The 18163-nt window shown below is 43.3% G+C and carries 20 protein-coding genes; 16 read left to right on the top strand and 4 right to left on the bottom strand.

Going from position 1 to position 18163, the window contains the following annotated elements:
- Positions 1-27: 27 nt before the first annotated feature.
- From D890_RS0104505 to D890_RS0104445, 13 genes are all read left to right on the top strand, one after another.
- A complete protein-coding gene (locus tag D890_RS0104505) occupies positions 28-663 on the top strand; it encodes a R3H domain-containing nucleic acid-binding protein (RefSeq protein ID WP_018963323.1) in 636 nt (211 codons plus the stop codon).
- A complete protein-coding gene (locus D890_RS0104500) occupies positions 650-1492 on the top strand; it encodes a DegV family protein (RefSeq protein ID WP_018963322.1) in 843 nt (280 codons plus the stop codon). Before D890_RS0104505 ends, D890_RS0104500 begins: the two co-directional genes overlap by 14 nt.
- A gap of 185 nt (positions 1493-1677) precedes the next feature.
- The gene (locus D890_RS0104495; RefSeq protein ID WP_018963321.1) at positions 1678-3285 is read left to right on the top strand and encodes a sodium:neurotransmitter symporter family protein; all 1608 of its coding nucleotides are present in this window, start codon (positions 1678-1680) and stop codon (positions 3283-3285) included.
- A gap of 198 nt (positions 3286-3483) precedes the next feature.
- Positions 3484-4152: a hypothetical protein gene (locus tag D890_RS0104490; protein WP_018963320.1), complete on the top strand. Its 669-nt coding sequence runs from the start codon at positions 3484-3486 to the stop codon at positions 4150-4152.
- Positions 4139-4858 carry a YhjD/YihY/BrkB family envelope integrity protein gene (locus D890_RS0104485; protein WP_018963319.1) on the top strand — a complete coding sequence of 240 codons (720 nt, stop codon included), beginning with the start codon at positions 4139-4141 and terminating at the stop codon, positions 4856-4858. The genes D890_RS0104490 and D890_RS0104485 overlap by 14 nt, the downstream gene beginning before the upstream one ends.
- A 27-nt stretch (positions 4859-4885) precedes the next feature.
- The gene (locus D890_RS0104480; protein WP_040363486.1) at positions 4886-5665 is read left to right on the top strand and encodes an inositol monophosphatase family protein; all 780 of its coding nucleotides are present in this window, start codon (positions 4886-4888) and stop codon (positions 5663-5665) included.
- Positions 5652-6593, top strand: a complete 942-nt coding sequence (holA, locus tag D890_RS0104475; RefSeq protein WP_018963317.1) for a DNA polymerase III subunit delta — start codon at positions 5652-5654, stop codon at positions 6591-6593. Before D890_RS0104480 ends, holA begins: the two co-directional genes overlap by 14 nt.
- Positions 6590-7468: a PD-(D/E)XK nuclease family protein gene (locus tag D890_RS0104470; protein WP_018963316.1), complete on the top strand. Its 879-nt coding sequence runs from the start codon at positions 6590-6592 to the stop codon at positions 7466-7468. The genes holA and D890_RS0104470 overlap by 4 nt, the downstream gene beginning before the upstream one ends.
- Positions 7458-7988, top strand: a complete 531-nt coding sequence (locus tag D890_RS0104465) for a cob(I)yrinic acid a,c-diamide adenosyltransferase (protein WP_018963315.1) — start codon at positions 7458-7460, stop codon at positions 7986-7988. Before D890_RS0104470 ends, D890_RS0104465 begins: the two co-directional genes overlap by 11 nt.
- 84 nt (positions 7989-8072) lie before the next feature.
- Complete coding sequence (hutU, locus tag D890_RS0104460; RefSeq protein ID WP_156802668.1) at positions 8073-9734, top strand: urocanate hydratase; 1662 nt, start codon at positions 8073-8075, stop codon at positions 9732-9734.
- The gene (gene ftcD / locus D890_RS0104455; RefSeq protein WP_026291316.1) at positions 9731-10651 is read left to right on the top strand and encodes a glutamate formimidoyltransferase; all 921 of its coding nucleotides are present in this window, start codon (positions 9731-9733) and stop codon (positions 10649-10651) included. The genes hutU and ftcD overlap by 4 nt, the downstream gene beginning before the upstream one ends.
- Positions 10635-11873 carry an imidazolonepropionase gene (gene hutI, locus D890_RS0104450; RefSeq protein WP_018963312.1) on the top strand — a complete coding sequence of 413 codons (1239 nt, stop codon included), beginning with the start codon at positions 10635-10637 and terminating at the stop codon, positions 11871-11873. Before ftcD ends, hutI begins: the two co-directional genes overlap by 17 nt.
- Positions 11870-13459: a formate--tetrahydrofolate ligase gene (locus tag D890_RS0104445; RefSeq protein WP_018963311.1), complete on the top strand. Its 1590-nt coding sequence runs from the start codon at positions 11870-11872 to the stop codon at positions 13457-13459. Before hutI ends, D890_RS0104445 begins: the two co-directional genes overlap by 4 nt.
- Here D890_RS0104445 and D890_RS0104440 read toward each other — a convergent pair.
- On the bottom strand, positions 13441-14076 hold the full coding sequence (locus D890_RS0104440) for an endonuclease III domain-containing protein (protein ID WP_018963310.1): 636 nt from the start codon (positions 14074-14076) through the stop codon (positions 13441-13443). The genes D890_RS0104445 and D890_RS0104440 overlap by 19 nt on opposite strands.
- Positions 14077-14117: 41 nt before the next feature.
- On the opposite strand from D890_RS0104440, the gene D890_RS0104435 reads away from it, so the two are divergent.
- Both D890_RS0104435 and D890_RS0104430 read left to right on the top strand, forming a co-directional pair.
- Complete coding sequence (locus D890_RS0104435) at positions 14118-14600, top strand: ECF transporter S component (RefSeq protein WP_018963309.1); 483 nt, start codon at positions 14118-14120, stop codon at positions 14598-14600.
- Positions 14597-15406 carry a Nif3-like dinuclear metal center hexameric protein gene (locus D890_RS0104430; protein ID WP_018963308.1) on the top strand — a complete coding sequence of 270 codons (810 nt, stop codon included), beginning with the start codon at positions 14597-14599 and terminating at the stop codon, positions 15404-15406. Before D890_RS0104435 ends, D890_RS0104430 begins: the two co-directional genes overlap by 4 nt.
- Here D890_RS0104430 and D890_RS0104425 read toward each other — a convergent pair.
- A complete protein-coding gene (locus tag D890_RS0104425; RefSeq protein ID WP_018963307.1) occupies positions 15403-16140 on the bottom strand; it encodes a prepilin peptidase in 738 nt (245 codons plus the stop codon). The two genes, D890_RS0104430 and D890_RS0104425, sit on opposite strands and share 4 nt — an antisense overlap.
- Positions 16141-16158: 18 nt before the next feature.
- On the opposite strand from D890_RS0104425, the gene D890_RS0104420 reads away from it, so the two are divergent.
- Positions 16159-16902 (top strand): ribonuclease H family protein, encoded by a 744-nt coding sequence (locus tag D890_RS0104420; protein WP_245533140.1) that lies wholly within the window; start codon positions 16159-16161, stop codon positions 16900-16902.
- Here the strand turns inward: D890_RS0104420 and D890_RS0104415 are convergent.
- Both D890_RS0104415 and D890_RS0104410 read right to left on the bottom strand, forming a co-directional pair.
- Entirely contained in the window at positions 16876-17385 is a 510-nt protein-coding gene (locus D890_RS0104415) for a YqeG family HAD IIIA-type phosphatase (protein WP_018963305.1), read from the bottom strand. The genes D890_RS0104420 and D890_RS0104415 overlap by 27 nt on opposite strands.
- Complete coding sequence (locus D890_RS0104410; protein ID WP_245533170.1) at positions 17361-18002, bottom strand: MBL fold metallo-hydrolase; 642 nt, start codon at positions 18000-18002, stop codon at positions 17361-17363. Before D890_RS0104410 ends, D890_RS0104415 begins: the two co-directional genes overlap by 25 nt.
- Positions 18003-18163: the final 161 nt, after the last annotated feature.

The raw sequence follows: 18163 nt of genomic DNA, 5'->3' as shown, positions 1-18163 counted from the left end.
ACGTTTTTGGGGAGGTGCAAACATAAGATGGAGTTTATAGGGGAAAGCGTGGAGCAGGCTTTAGAAAAAGCCAGACAGTATTACAATACTGATAATTTAGAATATGAGGTAGTGTCGGAAAAACGAGGCCTTCTGCGCAATGAAGTCATAGTGAAAGCATGGGTTGTTTCTCCCGAGTCGGTCGGTGTACAAATAATGGAGTCTATCTTGCGCGCTTTGGGGAAAACAGGTAGCGTCCATGCCGAACAAGTAGAAGATGAGCTTCATATTAGCGTAGATGGCGATGACTTGGGAATCCTCATAGGCAAGCATGGCTCTTTTCTGGATACGCTGGAGAGTTTTGTTCGCTATTTAATAAGAGCGCGTTTCCCAGAGATTTCTCACGTTGATGTGGATGTTATGAGCTATAAACAAAAACGTATAAGACAGCTCGAAGAAATGGTTCAAGACAGTGTGCAGAGAGCAAAAAGAATAAAGAAACCGCTAACACTTCCTCCCATGTTGAGGTGGGAACGCAGGGAAGTGCATAGAATTGTAGGAGAGAAATATCCTGCCTTCGAAAGTAAAAGCACGGGGTTTGACCCTAATCGCAGGGTACAGATTTTCTTAAAGACATCTGAAAACGCTGGGGAAAGCGAGCGGGAAAAAGATGAGCAAGAGTAGAATAGGAGTTGTCTTTGACAGCTCCGCCTATGCACCTGGCCCTTTAGATGGCACGAGGGTTATAGAACTTCGTGTTAATAAGGCCAATCAAAGTTACAAAGAACTTTCCGAAGTCAATTGGGATCAATTTTATAAAGAGCTGAGACAGGGTGGTGACCTACCCACAACTTCTGCGGCTCCTGTGGAAGAGGTTCGAGATGCTATAAGTGACTTATTGCAGGATAATGACTACGTAATAGGTATTTGGTTATCTAAGTTCTTCTCTGTTACTTTTGAAGAAGCTCAAATGCTGGAAAAGGAGTTCGGTGGTAGGTATGTAAGCTTCGATACAAAGTCTGTGGCAGCGGCTCCGTACCGTATGGTCCAGGAAACGCTTAAAGCCATAGACCTGGGGTGGTCGTTTGACGATGTTATGAACCATCTTACGACGGTTAGAGACAGCTATAAAACCATTTTCTTGGCGTCAATACAGCATCTCGCAAGAGGGGGACGAATTGGAAAAGCTCAGGCTTTGGCAGGTAATCTTTTGCATTTCCAACCTCTCCTCTTTGTGGATGACGGAGAAGTGAACTCTTATAAAGTAGTCAGAGGCAGAAAAGCTGCCATTAGGGAAATGCCAGAGTTCATGGTGAAGAATTTTGGAGATGAACAGCTTTTCTTAGATATTGTATGGGCTGACAATTATAACGAGGTCAGTATTTTAGAAAGCTTCATGTTAGAGCATAATATGCATAAACAGGATGTACTTCGGCTTGGTCCTGTTATAGGCACTCACTTAGGGCCGGATTTGTTAGCATTGTTTGGCGTTCCGCAGAAAGTTCTTCTTTGAATGAACATGTGCATAATGTAATATAGTATTCCATGAGAAAGGGGCATTCTATTTGCCCCTTTTACGTTTTATTTGGCGCGGTTTTGACTTTATTAGTACCACACATGTTAAGCCTTCTTTTATTGACTTTTAAGTAAAACACATTCTATAATTACACATATCTTTTTTCTGAGGAGGCGGAGTGCATGGCGGAGGCAGAGTCAAGACAATCATGGGGGACACGTTTAGGTATGATCTTAGCTATGGCTGGAAACGCTGTCGGTCTCGGCAATTTCTGGCGTTTTCCTTACCAGCTCGGTAAATGGGGTGGAGGAGCATTCCTCGTACCGTATTTTGCTGCTTTATTCCTTCTTGGAATACCTCTTATGTGGCTGGAATGGACTATGGGTCGGCATGGTGGCATGTACGGTCATGGTACGGAGGGTCCTATGCTTTATCTCATGGCAAGGACAAAAGTTAGCCCTCGTTCAGCGGCTGTTTGGGCAGGTATTGGCGGTATGTTGGCTTTAGGAGTCACTATTTTGCTTAACTCTTATTATTTACACATTGTGGGATGGACATTAGGTTACGCTTACCTTTCTGCGACAGGCGATTACATGAAAAGCAACATTAGCACGGCTCAATATTTTGCCAATTATTTGCAGAATCCGGGCTTAATGTTAACGTTCTGGATCATCGCGCTCTTGAGCTTAGGATATGCTGTTGGGCGTGGTGTTAGTGGAGGTATTGAGAAATGGGCCTCCTTTATGATGCCTACGCTTTATGTGATTGGCCTAATACTCATTGTGCGCGTGCTTACTTTGGGAGCTCCTGTTAAGCCTGAATGGAGCGCCATAAAAGGGCTGGATTATATTTGGCACCCCGATTGGAGCAAAATTTCATTTCAATCGGCTTTGGCTGCGGCCGGCCAAATATTCTTTACGTTATCTTTAGGTATGGGGATTATCAACAACTATGCAAGTTACCTAAAGCCCGATGATGACGTGGTGTTATCAGGGTTTGCCACTGTTGGGCTCAACGAATTTGCTGAGGTCATTCTGGGTGGTACTATTGCTCTTCCTGTGGCATTTGCTTATCTTGGCCCCGAGGGTATGGGCTCTGGTGTAGGGCTTTCTTTTATATCACTGCCGAATATATTTAGAGATATGTCGGGAGGTCAGTTTTTCGGTGCTCTTTGGTTCTTGCTGCTATTTTTTGCAGGATGGACCTCCGCTGTTGCCATGTACAACTACTTAGTTGCACTGCTCGAAGAAGATCTCAAGATAAAACGTGTTTGGGCTTCTATTGCCATATTTGTTGTTTACATATTGGCTGGGCTGCCTGTTGCCTTGGAACCCATACTGACGAAAACATCCGATTTGGCTTATTTGACTGAAATGGACAACTGGATTGGGTCCTATTTCTTGGTTGTTCTTGGATTGGTAGAAGTTATTGTGGGTGCTTGGCTGTTCGTAGATAGAAAGACAAAGAAGCCTGCTACATGGAAAGAAATGATGCGTGGTTCTTTCTGGCCGACTCTGCCACAGTGGTGGTTTACAGTAATTATGCGGTTTGTAACACCTACATACATTATCATTTTGCTTGTAGGAACGACTGTGAGCTATTTCAAGCAGGGTTATATAAGAATCGTTCCTTCTTTTGTAGCGGATAAACCTCAGCTTGTGCCATGGGTCAATATGGCAAGAATAGCATTAATAATTGTGTTTATTCTGGGCTTTATAGAGGCTTATTATGCTGTTCGCACAAAATATGCTGAAGAGATAAAACAAAACCGAGTACTTGTAGAAAAATAAACGATGAGAGAGGTGACGGACACATGTCAGCGAGCAGTTTGATTTTTCTTGTTATCGGTTGGGGTGTCATCATTGGAATAGTATCTTGGTCCATGCCAAGATTGTTGAAACACGGCAATAAGCTATAGTATTGTAGGGGGAGCTTAATGCTCCCCCTATCTTTGTGTTCATTCTTTTTCGAACTGTGGAGGTAAAAAAGTGGCACGTGATGTCAAGGATGCTATAGACAAAGTATTAGCGGAATTGGAAAAAGCTCCCATAAATGATGGGAGAACAAAGGATGCTCTGTTGAAGGATTTAAGAGAAATGTCACACATCTACGCAGATTTAAAGATTGGAAAGCCGTTTGAGGAACAGAAGAAAAGCCTCTTGGATTATTTGACAAAGGTGGAAAAAAAAGCTTCCGAAGGATTAGAAACGCCATCATCTCAAAGGGCGTTTATCAAGAGCATAAAGACGCTGGATCGCTATCTAAGAGCCAGTGTTCAAGACTTTACAGGCAAAAGCAAATCGTTGAGATTCCTGCACATATCTTTTATAGCTTCTTCGGTAATCTTTTTTATAACATGGCCATTGATGATCAACAACGTAGTTGTTCCTATACTGTTCTTCATCCCAACCATTGTGGGAATCATGGCTTTACGCAACAGAAGTCGTTCTGCGCTGCCACTCATGTTTTTATGCTATATTATACATGTGTTGAATGGGGCATTATGGTCACGTTATGCGCTGGCATTGCTCATGGGCCAAGTGGCGGAGCCTGGTAGTTGGTTTTACATTGTAATAACAGTTCTCGGATGCATTCAAATTCCCTTGGCGGCGTTTTCTGCAACGCTTGCTGTATTATTGAGAGATGCGCTGGTTTAGGGATTTAGTTTCCAAAATCGCTCGCGATGACATAGCATTTTTTGCTGGAGCTTTTTCCTATTTCATGTTTTTTTCTACAGCTGCTTTGGCACTTTTCATATTTCTTCTTTTCGGTGAATCAGTGAGTTTTTCCATAGTAAACTATCTTTCCCCAGATTATGAGGCATTGCTTAAGCCCATCATCACGTCCTTATCAATAAGTTCTAAATGGTCTTGGATTTTACTTATTCCGCTTGCTTGGGGCAGCACCAACATATTTGCTTCTTTGGAACATGCGGCATCCATTATCGCTGGTAGGCGTCGGCGTTCCACTGTTGTAATAAGGCTACTTTCTTTTGCCCTGGTTCTACTGCTTGCTTTTGCTGTTTGGGGATATACCATTTTCAGCGGGTTTTTTGCCATTATTCCTTCTTGGTTCTACAATTTTTTGTTCTATTCTGTATTTTTTGTAGGATTCAATTTTTTCTTAGATGGGCACTTTAAATGGCGTGACGCTATTGTGGTTGGTGTCGTGCAGGCAGCCATATGGCAGATAGCGTCAGTTATTGTTACCTATTACATAAAGCAAGTTAGTACAAGCATTGTATTCAAAATCGCTTCCTCCATTCCTGTGGTACTTTTCTGGTATTACATCCTTGCTTATGTGATAATGCTTGGATGGGAAGTATTGGCTTCTCTGAATAACAACAGCATCAAAAAAGTGTGACGTTCAACGTAGTATCATAAAGTTATTATGAGCAAATGGGATGCCGCTATTAGAGTGGCTTTAAAAACAGGCGAGATATTGAAGGAAGGTTTCAGAACCAACTTTGATATACAAAAAAAAGGTGTGAATGACCTCGTTACAACATATGACTTGCGTGCTCAGTCATATATCGTAGAACAGCTCTCAAAAGATTACCGTGGATGTGGCTTTTTCGCTGAAGAAGATTTAGTAACAGAAGGCGATCCATTGTTTGTGGTGGATCCGTTAGATGGGACAAACAACTTCGCTTCTGGTATTCCCCAGTTCTGCGTAAGTATAGGTGTGATAGAGAATGGTTCGCTTCAAGCAGGTGTGGTATATAACCCTGTAATGGAGGAATTGTTTTTTTCTCAAAAAGGAAATGGAGCATTTTTAAATGAACGACAAATTCACATAAATGATAAACCACTTAAGAATACGCTAGTTGCAACTGCTTTTCCCTTTAAGGAGCGAGACAAATTAGAATGGTTTTCAAACTTGTTTAGTCTTGTGTATGCACAGGTTATGGACATAAGACGTATGGGATCTGCTGCACTCGATCTTACCTATACTGCTTCATCCATGTATGGTTTGTATTTTGAGTACGGTATTAATCCTTGGGATGTGGCTGCCGGTGTTCTCATGGTACAAGAAGCCGGTGGCGTCGTTAAGGACTTCTCTGGACAGCCATTCGATTTATTTCATTCCAAAACAATCTTGGCGGGGAATGAGTCAAATGTAGAAGAAGTGCTGAACATTTGGAGTGACAAAGCAAGTGGATGCTCTTAAAACTATAAACGAGATAAGAAACGGAAATATAAAAGAGCTTTATGTTCTTTCTGGAGAAAACGACTTTCTAAAAGAACGTATCATTTTTTGGCTCAGGCTCCAAACAGGAGCAGAAATCGTTCGTATTGATGGTGAAAATGCTGATTTATTGCATTCCTTAAGTAGCTATTCGCTTTTTTCTCCGAGGCGTATCATTGTTGTGGAATTACCTAGTAAGAAGGCCTTAAGAGATCGCATGTTGAAGGAAATTAAAATGGGTTTTCTCAATGGCATTGTGGTAGTCATAGGAGATGTGGAGTTACCTCAAGCTCAATCAGTTGAGTGTAAACCGCTACCTAAGAAGGAAGCGGTAGGATGGATTATTGCCGAATTCAAAGTTAATGGTGTAAAATGCGATGCTTCCATGGCTTCACAATTACTGGATTCCTGTGACAACGATTTATGGGCTGCTTACACGGAAATCGAAAAACTTAGTTTGATAACGGACGTAGTTACTCCAGCAGATTTGGAGTCCTATGTGGTAGGCAGTTTACTTACGGGCAATTATTTTACTCTGATGGAAGCTTTGGAGAAGCCAGATCGTAAGAGAGTAGAAGTGGAACTGAATAATCTTTTGCAGCAAGGCGAAGCATTTCAACAAATATTTGTTTTCCTTTACCGTATATTCAGCTTGGCATGGAAAAGCAAAGAGCTCAATATGAGTGCGTCTGCGTTAGCTCAAGAAGGGGGCCGTAGCCCTTATTTTGTTATGCGCTGTGCGCAAATTGGTAGAAATTTCAGCTTGCAGGAGTTGCGTACTATCATCAGTACATTCTTTAGCTTGGATTTAAAAATGAAATTGGGGCAAATTGATGAGAGTACAGCCACAGAAGAATTGATTTCTGTTTTGTTCCCACGTGAAAAAGGAGGAGCGTTGTTGCAGTTATGAGAAGAATAAGTGTTACTTCTCTCCTTTATTGGTGTCCCCTTTATTTAGATTATAGTGTTCAAATGCCTATTCAAACCACTGGTACAGCTGACCAATTTGGGTCAGCTGTGCATGAACTTATCTACCGAATGCTCTCAGGAGATCATAAAGGTCTTTTTGACACTGAGGAAGATCTTGCTTGGTCTGTCTTGCTTGAGGCGTTTCCAGGTTCTGTGGAGTCGCCTCTTACCGTGGAGGTAGTAAATGAAATTCTAAACATGGCAAAGGCAGCTCAAAGAGTTGCTGATGTTTACAAACCAGAAGAGTTCGAAGTAAAGTTTGATTATAGTTTTGGTTCTGAGGATACTGTCGTTGTGGGTATTGCCGATGCACTTTCTGAGAATCTTGTGCTCGACTGGAAAACTGGTTCTTACCAAGCTGAGTCGCATCGCCAACAGGTGAAAATATATGCGACCATGTTATGGCGACTTGGCCTTCTTTCATTGCCTGCTACATTGGGGGTAGTATACCTGGGAAATGCTGGAAAAGGTGGCGATGCAGAACCAGTGATTTTCAATTTTCAGGAGAGCGAAGCAGAGGTAGTAGAAACGTTTGTTGGACAATTTCTTTCACAGTATGCGCTGGGTAATGCAAAACCTCATATCTCTGACCATTGCGCGTTTTGTCCGTACGGCAGATGGTGCAACCGTACGCTGAAAAACGTTGAAACAAATGATGCTTTACATGAACTCTGGAAGTTACAAGAGAGAGCCGGACTCATTCAAAAACAGCTTGCGCCCGGGTTTGGCGAAGGTATTCATCTTACAGAAGATTTCATCGTTGAAAAGAAAGGCAGTTTTTATTTAAAGGTGAGGAGGAAGAGTAATGGGTCTTAGTAATGGACTGGTCCATGTTTATACGGGCAATGGAAAAGGGAAGACAAGTGCGGCGTTAGGCCTCGCCCTTCGTGCCGCTGGCAGCGGGCTGAAAGTTCTGATAGTTCACTTTATGAAGGGACCCTCCTTTGACTACGGTGAAGACCACGTGCTGGCTAGTCTGCCGAATGTGACTCAAGTACGTTTTGGCACAGATCATTTTGTTGACCCGGAAAACCTTAAAGGAGAAGACATTGAAGCGGCAAGAACGGCATTGGATTTCCTGCGTTTTCAGATGAACTCCACATTTTATGATGTTGTTATTGCCGATGAACTGAACGTGGCTGTTAATTTTGGCCTTTTGTCTGAAGAGGCTGTCTTAAATGTCATAAGGGAAAAGCCTGAAAAAGTGGAATTAGTTATAACTGGGCGTTACGCAACCGAGAGTGTACAAGAGCTCGCTGACTACGTTACTTTCTTTGAAGAGAAAAAACATCCGTTCCAAAAGGGTATAAAAGCACGCCAGGGCATAGACTATTAATACTGCAAATACGCTCTTTTTCTAAAGAGAGCGCAACCGTCATCGATTTTTGTTTTAAAATGATGTTAAAAGGAGGGGATCATCATAATGGAAACGATTAGAGCGCCCAGAGGAAATAAACTAACCTGCAAGAGTTGGCAGACTGAGGCGCCTATGCGTATGCTCATGAACAATCTTGATCCGGAGGTAGCTAAAGATCCAGCGAATCTCATTGTTTATGGGGGTACGGGGAGGGCCGCGCGTAATTGGGAATCGTACTATAAGATTGTCGAGACACTAAAAACGTTAGATGAAGATGAAACGCTACTTGTTCAGAGTGGCAAACCTGTAGCTGTTTTCAAAACCAACGAGTGGGCTCCTCGTGTTCTCATTGCGAACTCGTTGTTGGTGCCCAAATGGGCTGATTGGGATTACTTCAGAGAACTTGAAGAACGCGGGTTAATCATGTATGGGCAGATGACTGCTGGTTCTTGGATTTACATAGGTACGCAGGGCATTTTGCAAGGAACATATGAGACATTTTATTCGGCTGCGCAGCATTACTTCGGCGGAAGCCTGAAAGGCAAACTCGTTCTTACCGCTGGTTTAGGAGAAATGGGTGGTGCACAACCACTGGCCGCAACAATGAATGATGGCATCATGCTTGCCGTAGAAGTCAACCCATGGGCTATAGATAGACGGTTGCAGTTTGGTTATCTTGATAAAAAGGCCAATTCATTGGACGAAGCATTGGCAATGATTGATGAGGCAAAAGCGAAAGGTGAAGCAGTTTCTATTGGTTTACTTGGGAATGCTGCTGACGTTTTTCCAGAAATGGTTAAACGTGGCATCATACCAGACATAGTAACGGATCAAACGTCAGCTCATGATCCATTGAATGGTTATATTCCTTCTGGTTATACTGTGGAAGAAGCGGCCGAATTGAGGAAGTCAAATCCCGACGATTACATGAAGAGAGTAGGCGAATCGGTGGTTCGTCATGTGGAAGCTATGGTTGAAATGAAGAGGCAGGGCTCCGTAGCTTTCGAGTATGGTAATAACATCAGAAAACTGGCTGAACTCAGTGGCTACAAAGACGCATTCGAAATTCCAGGCTATGTTCCTTTATTAGTACGACCCTTGTTTTGTGAAGGAAAAGGACCTTTCAGATGGGTAGCGCTTTCAGGTGACCCACAAGATATTTACGAAACAGATAAACTGATATTGGATTTATTCCCTGAAGACCAGCACCTTAGAACGTGGATTGAAATGGCTCAGAAGCGTGTGAAATGGCAAGGTTTACCTGCAAGGATATGCTGGCTTGGTTATGGCGAACGCGATAAAGCCGGTGTCATGTTTAATTATCTGGTAAAAACAGGAAAAGTTAAGGCACCCATTGTTATGGGTAGAGATCACTTGGATACTGGGTCCGTGGCAAGCCCTTATAGAGAGACTGAAGGTATGCTTGACGGCTCTGATGCCATAGCTGATTGGCCCATACTTAACGCTCTTCTGAATACGGCTTCAGGCGCTACATGGGTTTCCGTGCATCATGGTGGCGGCGTGGGTATTGGTTACTCTATACATGCGGGGCAAGTTACTGTTGCTGACGGCAGCGACTTGGCAGAGAAGAAAATAAGGCGTGTACTAACGAACGACCCCGGCATAGGCGTCGTAAGACATGCAGATGCAGGTTACGACATAGCAAAAGATGTCGCAAAGGAAAAACGCATCCGTATGCCCATGGAAGAACGTGATCAGAAGTGACCTTGATTGAATGTGTTCCGAATTTCTCTGAGGGACGTCGTCAAGATGTCATGGATGCAATTGTTGATGGCATAAAAGCAGGCGGCAACGTTATTGTGCTGGATGTGGAAGCTGACCAGTCTCACAACCGCATGGTCGTAACCATGGTAGGAGAACCACATGAGGTGCTCTCAGCCATGAAAGCGGGGGCAAAAAAAGCAGTAGAGTTAATTGATTTGAACCAGCACCATGGTGAGCACCCACGTATAGGGGCAGTGGACGTGGTTCCGTTTGTCCCTCTTTTTAATGCAACCATGGAACAATGTAGCAATTTGGCTATGGAGTTTGGCAAATGGATGTGGGAAGAACTTCATGTGCCTGTATATCTGTATGCTGAGACTGCCAGAATTCCTGAGCGCAAGCGTTTACCCAATATTAGAAAAGGCGAATTCGAAGGTTTAAGAGTATGCATTGGGGATCCCGATAGGTGCCCGGATATAGGGGAACCTGTTATTCATCCAACTGCTGGAGCTACGGCGGTAGGAGCGCGAAACTTTTTGATTGCTTTTAATTTGTACCTTAATACTCAGGACAAATCCATAGCAGATAGGATTGCAAAAGCTGTCCGAGAGTCCAGTGGCGGTTTGACGAACGTTCAGGCTAAAGGCATGTTTATTGAACAGAAGGGCTTAGCTCAAGTATCAATGAACATACTTGACTTTTCTAAGACGCCGCTTTATCGGGTAACGGAAATGGTTAAGATGGAAGCTGAAAAATACGGCGTAAAAGTAGTGGAAGGAGAACTCATAGGGCTTATGCCCTTGGGAGCTACATTGAATAGCTTAAGCTATTACCTGCAAATTCCTAAACTTACTGCTGAGCAAATCTTGGACGTGGCTGTTCTTTCGAGGTTGGCAGAGAATGAATCTGAGCAGTAAGACTGTAATAGTGCATGCGCATGTTGTAACTCCTGCTACGACAGATCTACTACCTATAAGTGATATGCCACTTCTTGACTTGCCTGACCAAGCAATAATCATTGAAGATGGGCAGGTGCAAGCTGTTGTGCCCAGCAGTGAAGCCCCTGTGGGCAATGAGTGGAACGTTTATGACGTAAGGCATTCCATTGTGGCTCCTGGTTTTGTCGAACCTCATACCCATAGTGTGTTTGCCGGAGACCGCTCTATGGAATTCCACTCGCGTATACAAGGTGAAGCATATGCAGACCAACAAAAAAAGGGTGGCATAAATGCTACTGTAGAAGCTACAAGGGCCGCTTCAGATGATGAGTTATCAATGCATCTTCAGTATTGGTTAAACGTGTTTCTGTGCCAGGGCACAACATCCATAGAGGTGAAAAGCGGCTACGGACTCTGTCATGAGCAAGAAATGCGTTTACTCAGAGTGATCCATAGGGCAAAACAAAAATACGATGCAGTGGCAACTTATTTAGGTGCACATGCAATTCCAAGAGGTGTTCGCCGCGAGGATTACATTGAGGAAATGATTACAGAAACGATGCCAGCTATTAAAGAAAACAATTTGGCATCTTTCGTCGATGTGTTTATTTCATCCGTGGGATATACCGTACCGGAAGCAGATGCCATATTCGGAAAGGCTTTCGAACTTGGATTCCAGCTCAAAGCACACCTGTGGGAAATGGAGCATGATGATAGCCGCGTGCTTTTGGAGAAATATCCATTTGCATGCATTGACCATTTAGAGTTTGCCCAGGAGGAAGATATTCAAATGGCGATTAGTAAAAACACTGTACCTGTCCTTCTTCCTCTGACTGCATGGCATTTAGGTTACAACATACGAGACACATATAACCTGATAAAACAGGTGGATGGATACTATGCCATATCCACAGATTTCAATCCTGGGACAAGCTTTGCACCGTCTACGTGGCAGGCAATTACGGTAGGCCACATTGCTTACGGGTTGCCTGTGCATGAATTGTTTCTTGCTGCCACTGTCTACGCGGCTCGCGCACTGAACAGGACAGACATTGGAACCATAACGCCCAGGAGTAGAGCGGATATTATTGTACTGGGTATCCCATCTCTTAGCTGGCTGGGGTATCTTCACGGGATAAACCCTGTAGAAATGGTGTTTGTAAATGGGAATAATGTGATTGACAGGAGGAATGTTGAATGAACTTAGCTGAATCGGTAAAAAAACTTGGTATCGATGACAAGTATTTGTTGCCTTATGGTAACTACGCGTATAAAGTGGATTTTGGTGCTCTTGGATCAGCGAGAGGAAAACTCATACTTGTGACATCCATAAACCCAACTCCAGCGGGTGAGGGAAAGACAACTACTGCTATTGGATTAGCTGACGCGTTGGCGATCAGTGGGAGAAAGGCTGTCGTTACTTTAAGAGAACCTTCTTTAGGCCCTGTATTTGGCGTTAAAGGCGGAGCGACCGGCGGTGGTAAGGTACATGTTGTACCTTCGGACAAAATAAACCTTCATTTTACTGGCGACATGCATGCTGTGACAACAGCACATAATTTGATTTCAGCGATGCTTGGTAACCATCTTTATTATAAGAAACAACCTCTGCTTGACAGCACGAAGATATGGTGGAAGCGAGCCTTGGATATGAACGAACGCGACCTAAGGAACATTGTCGTGGGGCTTCAAGGAAATGGTGTGCCAAGAGAAGATGGATTTGAGATAACCGCTGCGTCAGAAATCATGGCTATTTTAGCCTTAAGTGAGAGCATTAAAGATTTTGAAGAAAAGGTCAGCAAGATTGTCTTGGCCCAAACCATGGATGGCAATGCCTTTACGGTAGCCGATTTAAATGCTCAGGGTGCAGTAACGGCGCTCATGGTTGACGCCTTAAAGCCAAACCTAGTCATGACTGCAGCGGGTACACCCGCTTTTGTACATGCAGGTCCATTCGCTAATATCGCTCACGGTACAAATAGCGTACTGGCTACAAAGATGGCTTTAACATATGCGGATTACGTCGTTACTGAGACAGGATTTGGTTCAGACTTGGGTTTTGAGAAATTCATGGATATTGTTGCTCCTCAGTTCAACCTCATACCTGCAACAGTGGTGCTTGTTGTTTCATTGAGGGCTATAAAGCATCACGGACAAGGCGATGATATGGCCGCCATAGATCGCGGTTTTGAAAATGTAATGGCACACATAGATAACATCAGAAATTTTGGTTATGAACCAGTAGTAGCGATCAATGTGTTTGCCGATGACAAACAGGAAGAAATAGATTACCTAAAAGAGCTACTTTCACATGCTCATGCGAACTTTGCTGAAAGCAGAGTTGCTATGGAAGGCGGAGCAGGTGGGTTAGAATTAGCCGACATGGTTGTAAGTCAAGCAAAAGATGTAAAACCCATTTATGCCTACGATAACAACGACACTGTAGAAGAAAAAGTTGAAAAAGTTGCTAAGCGCGTATATGGAGCAAGTGAGGTGGAATTCTCAGCTGAAGCGAAGAAAAAATTAAAGTTAGTTGAGAAATTTGGACTTAATAGATTGCCTATCTGCATAGCCAAGACACAGTATTCCCTAAGCGATAATGCGAATCTTCTAGCACGTCCAAGGAACTTTATTTTGTCTATAAAGGACATTAAAATTTCTTCCGGTGCAGGATTTATCGTACCATTGGCTGGAAATATCATGACTATGCCTGGCCTGCCCAAGGTTCCACAGGCGGAACACGTTTATGTAGATGAAAATGGAGACATTCAAGGATTACTCGGATAAGGGCATATATCGCTAAGAACACATAAATTACAAAGTGGTCTCTGGGGACGGCATACATCCCGTCCCAAAGAGACCACCAAATGGTTTATGAACACCCATTGATTTATCGGAAACAGTAACTTCAACTTCTTTTGAGTTTGATCAAGCGTATCTGCTGATGTAGTCCATCCCAGTCTTTTTGAAATCCTAAACACATGGGTATCTACGGCTATGTCAGGTATCCCCCAACCAAAAGCTCTCACTATTGCTGCACATTTGGGACCTATTCCTGGAACAAGTAGCAATTCTTCGGTGGTTTTGGGAACGTCTTTTTCACTTATAAAACATGCAGCTTCCCTTATGTGTTTTGCTTTCTGTCTAAAAAACCCCAAGGGTTTAAGAAGTGTTTCTACATCTTGCGGTGGTGCACTGCACAATTCCTTTGGTGTGGGGTATTTCTTAAAAAGTTCATCAGCTGTAGGGTATGTGAGCTCATCTTTGGTCCTGGCGGACAATATGCAACTTAACAGAACCCGCGATGGGTTTCCTTTTCCGTAAGGAGTGAACGGATATTTCCTTCTAAGTCTGAGATATGTTTCTTCTGGTGGTGCAAATGCAATTTGCATATTCAATTTCATTTTACTTCAGATTATAATAGCACCAAGGAGGTGATTTAACGTTGAACAGAACACGCGATATTACATTAACAGCGCTTTCTGCTGCTTTCGTTACGGTTGCTACTATGATCATACGTATTCCTCAACCACTCACCCGCGGCTATGTAAACATAGGAGATGCTGCGGTCATTGCTGTGGCAATGGTGCTTGGTACAAAGATGGGTTGGATTGCAGGGGGATTGGGGAGCGCTTTGGCAGACCTATTGGGGGGCTATGTGCACTGGAGTCCGTGGACGTTCTTAATCAAGGGTGTAGAGGCCTATGTGGCGTCTACAAGTAATGTGAAGGCTAAATTTGATTGGCGTTGGGTTGCTGCTCCTGCACTCATGGTCGTTGGTTACTATGTCGTTGAGATTTTTATGTACGGGAATGCTGCTGCTTTGGCTGAAATTCCGGGAAACGTTGTACAAGGTGTTGTGGGCGCAGTATTGGGACCACTCTTGGGTAAAGCTTTGGCAGGTAGTTTAGGAGGAATGCAACGATGAATACAGAAGAAATCATGGAACTGGCAATGCAGATGTCAGAGCTGGACGTGTCACCTTCAGATAGCTCGATTTACGTAGAGGGTAATGATATCAAAAGGGTGCTGTTCGGAATCGACATAGGACCTGAGGAGCTCTTGTGGGCAAAACAGCAAGGATTTGACCTGGTCATCGCTCATCATCCTCCGAGCGCTGCTTTGAGGTACGAAGACACTTACAAGAGGCACGCCACATTTATGATGAAAGCTGGCATACCAGCTCAAGTAGCTCATGATGCCATAGCTGATAAACTGCTCGACATTCACATACAATCCAAGACAGAAAACTTTACACGTGTTATAGGTATGGCAAAACTTTTAAATATGCCTTTCATGAATATACATGCTCCTATTGACGAAATCACCAGAAACGTTTTTCAAAAAACCATAGATAGTGTGTTGCCTGCTGACGTTGATGAAATTGTGAACGCTATGAACAACATTGAACCATTTCCACATAGTCACGTAAAAGTAGAACAAGTCATGGGCAACCCTCACAAGGTTGTAGACAAACTGCCTGTACTTATCGGTGCTTACACTAATGGGGGATACATGGTTGCAAAGACATGGTATCAACAAGGTTTTCCAGGTGTTGTCTACATGCACATAAATGCGCCTGATTTTGAAAAACTAAGACGTGAGTTCCCAGACAATGTACTTATTCTGACTGGCCATATGCCTGGTGATTACGTGGGTGCGCTAATCTTTTTAAGGGAGCTAAAGAAACGCGGCTTAGATGTTTTGTCAATTGGTTTTCCAGAGTTGCTTTAGAAGAATAGACTTTGGTACCAATTGAAGATTGTTGATCCAAAGAAAATGATCATGAGTGTACCGGCAAACATGATAGGGGCGAAAGGAATGGGTGTTTTTCGCCCCGTCTTTTTTATTGCAATCAGTATGAGGCCGACAACTGTTCCTAAACCATAGGTGAGTATGAACCAAATACCAATGAGAAGAGGATGGAACATAAGGCCTACGGCTGCAGCGAAAAGAACATCTCCCAATCCAAATGCTTCAGGCACAATCAAATGAATAATGGCATGAATGGTGAAGAGTATCAAACCGCCGGCGAGAATGAACCATTCTTTTGTAAAGATATGCCCTATTGCCAGGAGCATAATTAATGGAATCAGCAATTGTTCAGGTATGAGCATCGTTTTCCAATCTATGACACTAATGGGAACGGAGAAACATATAAAAACGAGATAAAAGATTAACTGGCTGGGTGGTAAGAGCGTGCCTAATGCAAATAATGAAGCCGTAAGTGCTTCCACAAAAGGATACTGCCATGATATGGGCTTTCCGCAGTAGCGGCATTTTCCTCTTAGGAATAGGAACGAAAAAATAGGCACCAAATCTAAAGGACCGAGTCTGTGACCGCAGTTAGGACAATGGCTCGGTGGATAAGCTATGCTTTCTTCACGTGGTAGACGGTAAATTACCACATTCAAGAATGACCCTATTACAGAACCAAACAAAAACAATACAAAAGCTTCCACCCACATGGGATAATTTTAACGTATATGGGAATGATGACTCTTAGGTTATATCCCGGAGAACGGGAGCGCTTGGAAAGAGCACTTAAGACAGAAGGAGCATTAACAAAGGGCTCCAATCTTCTTTTGAATGACGTTACTATTAGCCTTTACCAGAAGAAGTTGGTCATAAATAGGGAAGATGAGTATCTTGCTCGCCATATCATCAAATACTTGGTACCCATAAAAAAGCATGGTGGATCTGACGAGGCTGGGAAAGGTGATATTTTTGGACCCTTAGTAGTCGCCGGTGTGGTGCTGGAAGACCAGCTGCATATGAGACTTGCCATAGATGGGAAAGAACTATCAAATAAAGCAGTGAAGAAGCTTGGCGAGTATTTTCTAACGCATGCGCTGGTCAAAACGTCGCAGGTTGAGCCGAAAGCGCTTGTAGGGAATATGAACAAGATACTGTTAGGACTTCATACGCAGGTTTACGACATGTTGATGCCTATAAAACCATTTTATGTCGACGATTTTGGGGCACGGTCAGAACTCCTAAAACATGGAGCAATTCCCCTTTATAGAGGGGAAGTACTACCAGCAGTTGCCGCAGCTTCCATAGTGTCTCGGGCTATCTTTCTTGATTGGCTGGAACAGAACGGCTTGCCTGCAGGTAGCAGCAAAGAAACGCAGGAGAAAGCAGAACAAATAGCACTTCAGGCAGGATGCTCAGAACTTAAACGCGTTGCAAAGGCAAACTTTTCACTTGTCAAGCGGCTCTGCTCCTGAGAAAATAATTTTTTCTAACCACCTGGTGAACTTCGTATGGGGAGCATCTTTGGGAGAAAGTGGCTCCACACGTATGAATTTCAAGTGATTCCATTTTGCGTAAAGCCCATCTGTAAAAAGCTGGTCACCCACCATTGCAACATTCTTAGCATTTTTTAAGTGATTTCGCAGTACATAGAGCGAGAAGGGGACTGGTTTTAAGCACATTCCATAAGCGGGTATGCCTAAGCTCTCTCTAATTATTTTTGCTCGATATGGTTTGGTATTGCTTATAATAACGATGGGCAGTATGCACTTGGCTGTGTTGAGCCACGAAGCTATATCATCAGGGACCGCATCTACATCGTAAGGCATAATTGTGTTGTCCACATCTACGACTAATCCATCTATACCTTCTTCCTTTAGAAAATCTATGGAGATGTCGCTAACACGGTGAAAATAAGCAATCTCTTTTAAGTCTATCTGCAAGGTCTTAGCACCCATACCTCCGTATCACGGGGCAGTTCAGAGACGACAATTTCGCTGCCTTGTGTTTTCACATTGGCTGATGGCCATAAGTTTGTGAATTCTTCTACCCCCGTAATCGGCCATGTTTGTGTCTGTCTAACCTTGTAATGCATCGGTATAACGACGTTTGGTTTCAGTGTTTGTGCTACGTCGAATGCTTCCTTGGCATCTATGGTAAAGAACCCTCCTACAGGTACAAGAAGTATGTTAGTTCCAGCGAGAAATTCTTTTTCTTCTTCAGAAAGAGGTCGGCCCAAATCGCCTAAATGAGCCAATGTGATCGTTCCATCAGTCATCTTGAATATGATGTTCTGGCCTCTTTGAGAGCCACCTTGATTATCGTGGACGCTCATCAAGCCATCAATGGTTATCTTGTTTTCAGTGTAATGTCCCGGCTTATCGATTACTGTGAAGTTACCTCTCAAATCACCTGTGTAGTTGTGATCATCATGGTGATGACTCATGGTGACAATATGCGCTTCAACGTTTTGTGGGCCATAACCATTAGGTCCGAAAGAATCTTTGTTATAGGGGTCTGTTACAATTTTTAGACCGTTCCAATCGATTTGGAAACAGGAATGTCCTAAATACATTATGTTCACAATAGATCACCTCCTGTATGAATTACCACTTTCTGCGTGTTTACATGCCTCATGCTCAGTACAATAACTACCACGAAAAACCCATGCCCATACATCAGCTAAATATATATTAGTTTATTATCTTTGTTGGTGTATAATGCGGTTAAGAGGGG

The organism is Coprothermobacter platensis DSM 11748, from assembly GCF_000378005.1.
GTDB lineage: Bacteria > Coprothermobacterota > Coprothermobacteria > Coprothermobacterales > Coprothermobacteraceae > Coprothermobacter > Coprothermobacter platensis.
Note: the sequence above shows the minus strand (reverse complement) of the source record. Positions and strands in the feature narration are given on the sequence as shown.

What these genes read in the sequence shown, in the direction of transcription:
- D890_RS0104505 (WP_018963323.1), top strand. Translation starts at nt 28, where the DNA reads ATGGAGTTTATAGGGGAAAGCGTGGAGCAGGCTTTAGAAAAAGCCAGA.
- D890_RS0104500 (WP_018963322.1), top strand. Translation starts at nt 650, where the DNA reads ATGAGCAAGAGTAGAATAGGAGTTGTCTTTGACAGCTCCGCCTATGCA.
- D890_RS0104495 (WP_018963321.1), top strand. Translation starts at nt 1,678, where the DNA reads ATGGCGGAGGCAGAGTCAAGACAATCATGGGGGACACGTTTAGGTATG.
- D890_RS0104485 (WP_018963319.1), top strand. Translation starts at nt 4,139, where the DNA reads ATGCGCTGGTTTAGGGATTTAGTTTCCAAAATCGCTCGCGATGACATA.
- D890_RS0104480 (WP_040363486.1), top strand. Translation starts at nt 4,886, where the DNA reads ATGAGCAAATGGGATGCCGCTATTAGAGTGGCTTTAAAAACAGGCGAG.
- D890_RS0104470 (WP_018963316.1), top strand. Translation starts at nt 6,590, where the DNA reads ATGAGAAGAATAAGTGTTACTTCTCTCCTTTATTGGTGTCCCCTTTAT.
- D890_RS0104465 (WP_018963315.1), top strand. Translation starts at nt 7,458, where the DNA reads ATGGGTCTTAGTAATGGACTGGTCCATGTTTATACGGGCAATGGAAAA.
- hutI (WP_018963312.1), top strand. Translation starts at nt 10,635, where the DNA reads ATGAATCTGAGCAGTAAGACTGTAATAGTGCATGCGCATGTTGTAACT.
- D890_RS0104445 (WP_018963311.1), top strand. Translation starts at nt 11,870, where the DNA reads ATGAACTTAGCTGAATCGGTAAAAAAACTTGGTATCGATGACAAGTAT.
- D890_RS0104440 (WP_018963310.1), bottom strand. Translation starts at nt 14,076, where the DNA reads ATGAAATTGAATATGCAAATTGCATTTGCACCACCAGAAGAAACATAT.
- D890_RS0104430 (WP_018963308.1), top strand. Translation starts at nt 14,597, where the DNA reads ATGAATACAGAAGAAATCATGGAACTGGCAATGCAGATGTCAGAGCTG.
- D890_RS0104425 (WP_018963307.1), bottom strand. Translation starts at nt 16,140, where the DNA reads ATGTGGGTGGAAGCTTTTGTATTGTTTTTGTTTGGTTCTGTAATAGGG.
- D890_RS0104420 (WP_245533140.1), top strand. Translation starts at nt 16,159, where the DNA reads ATGGGAATGATGACTCTTAGGTTATATCCCGGAGAACGGGAGCGCTTG.
- D890_RS0104415 (WP_018963305.1), bottom strand. Translation starts at nt 17,385, where the DNA reads ATGGGTGCTAAGACCTTGCAGATAGACTTAAAAGAGATTGCTTATTTT.
- D890_RS0104410 (WP_245533170.1), bottom strand. Translation starts at nt 18,002, where the DNA reads ATGTATTTAGGACATTCCTGTTTCCAAATCGATTGGAACGGTCTAAAA.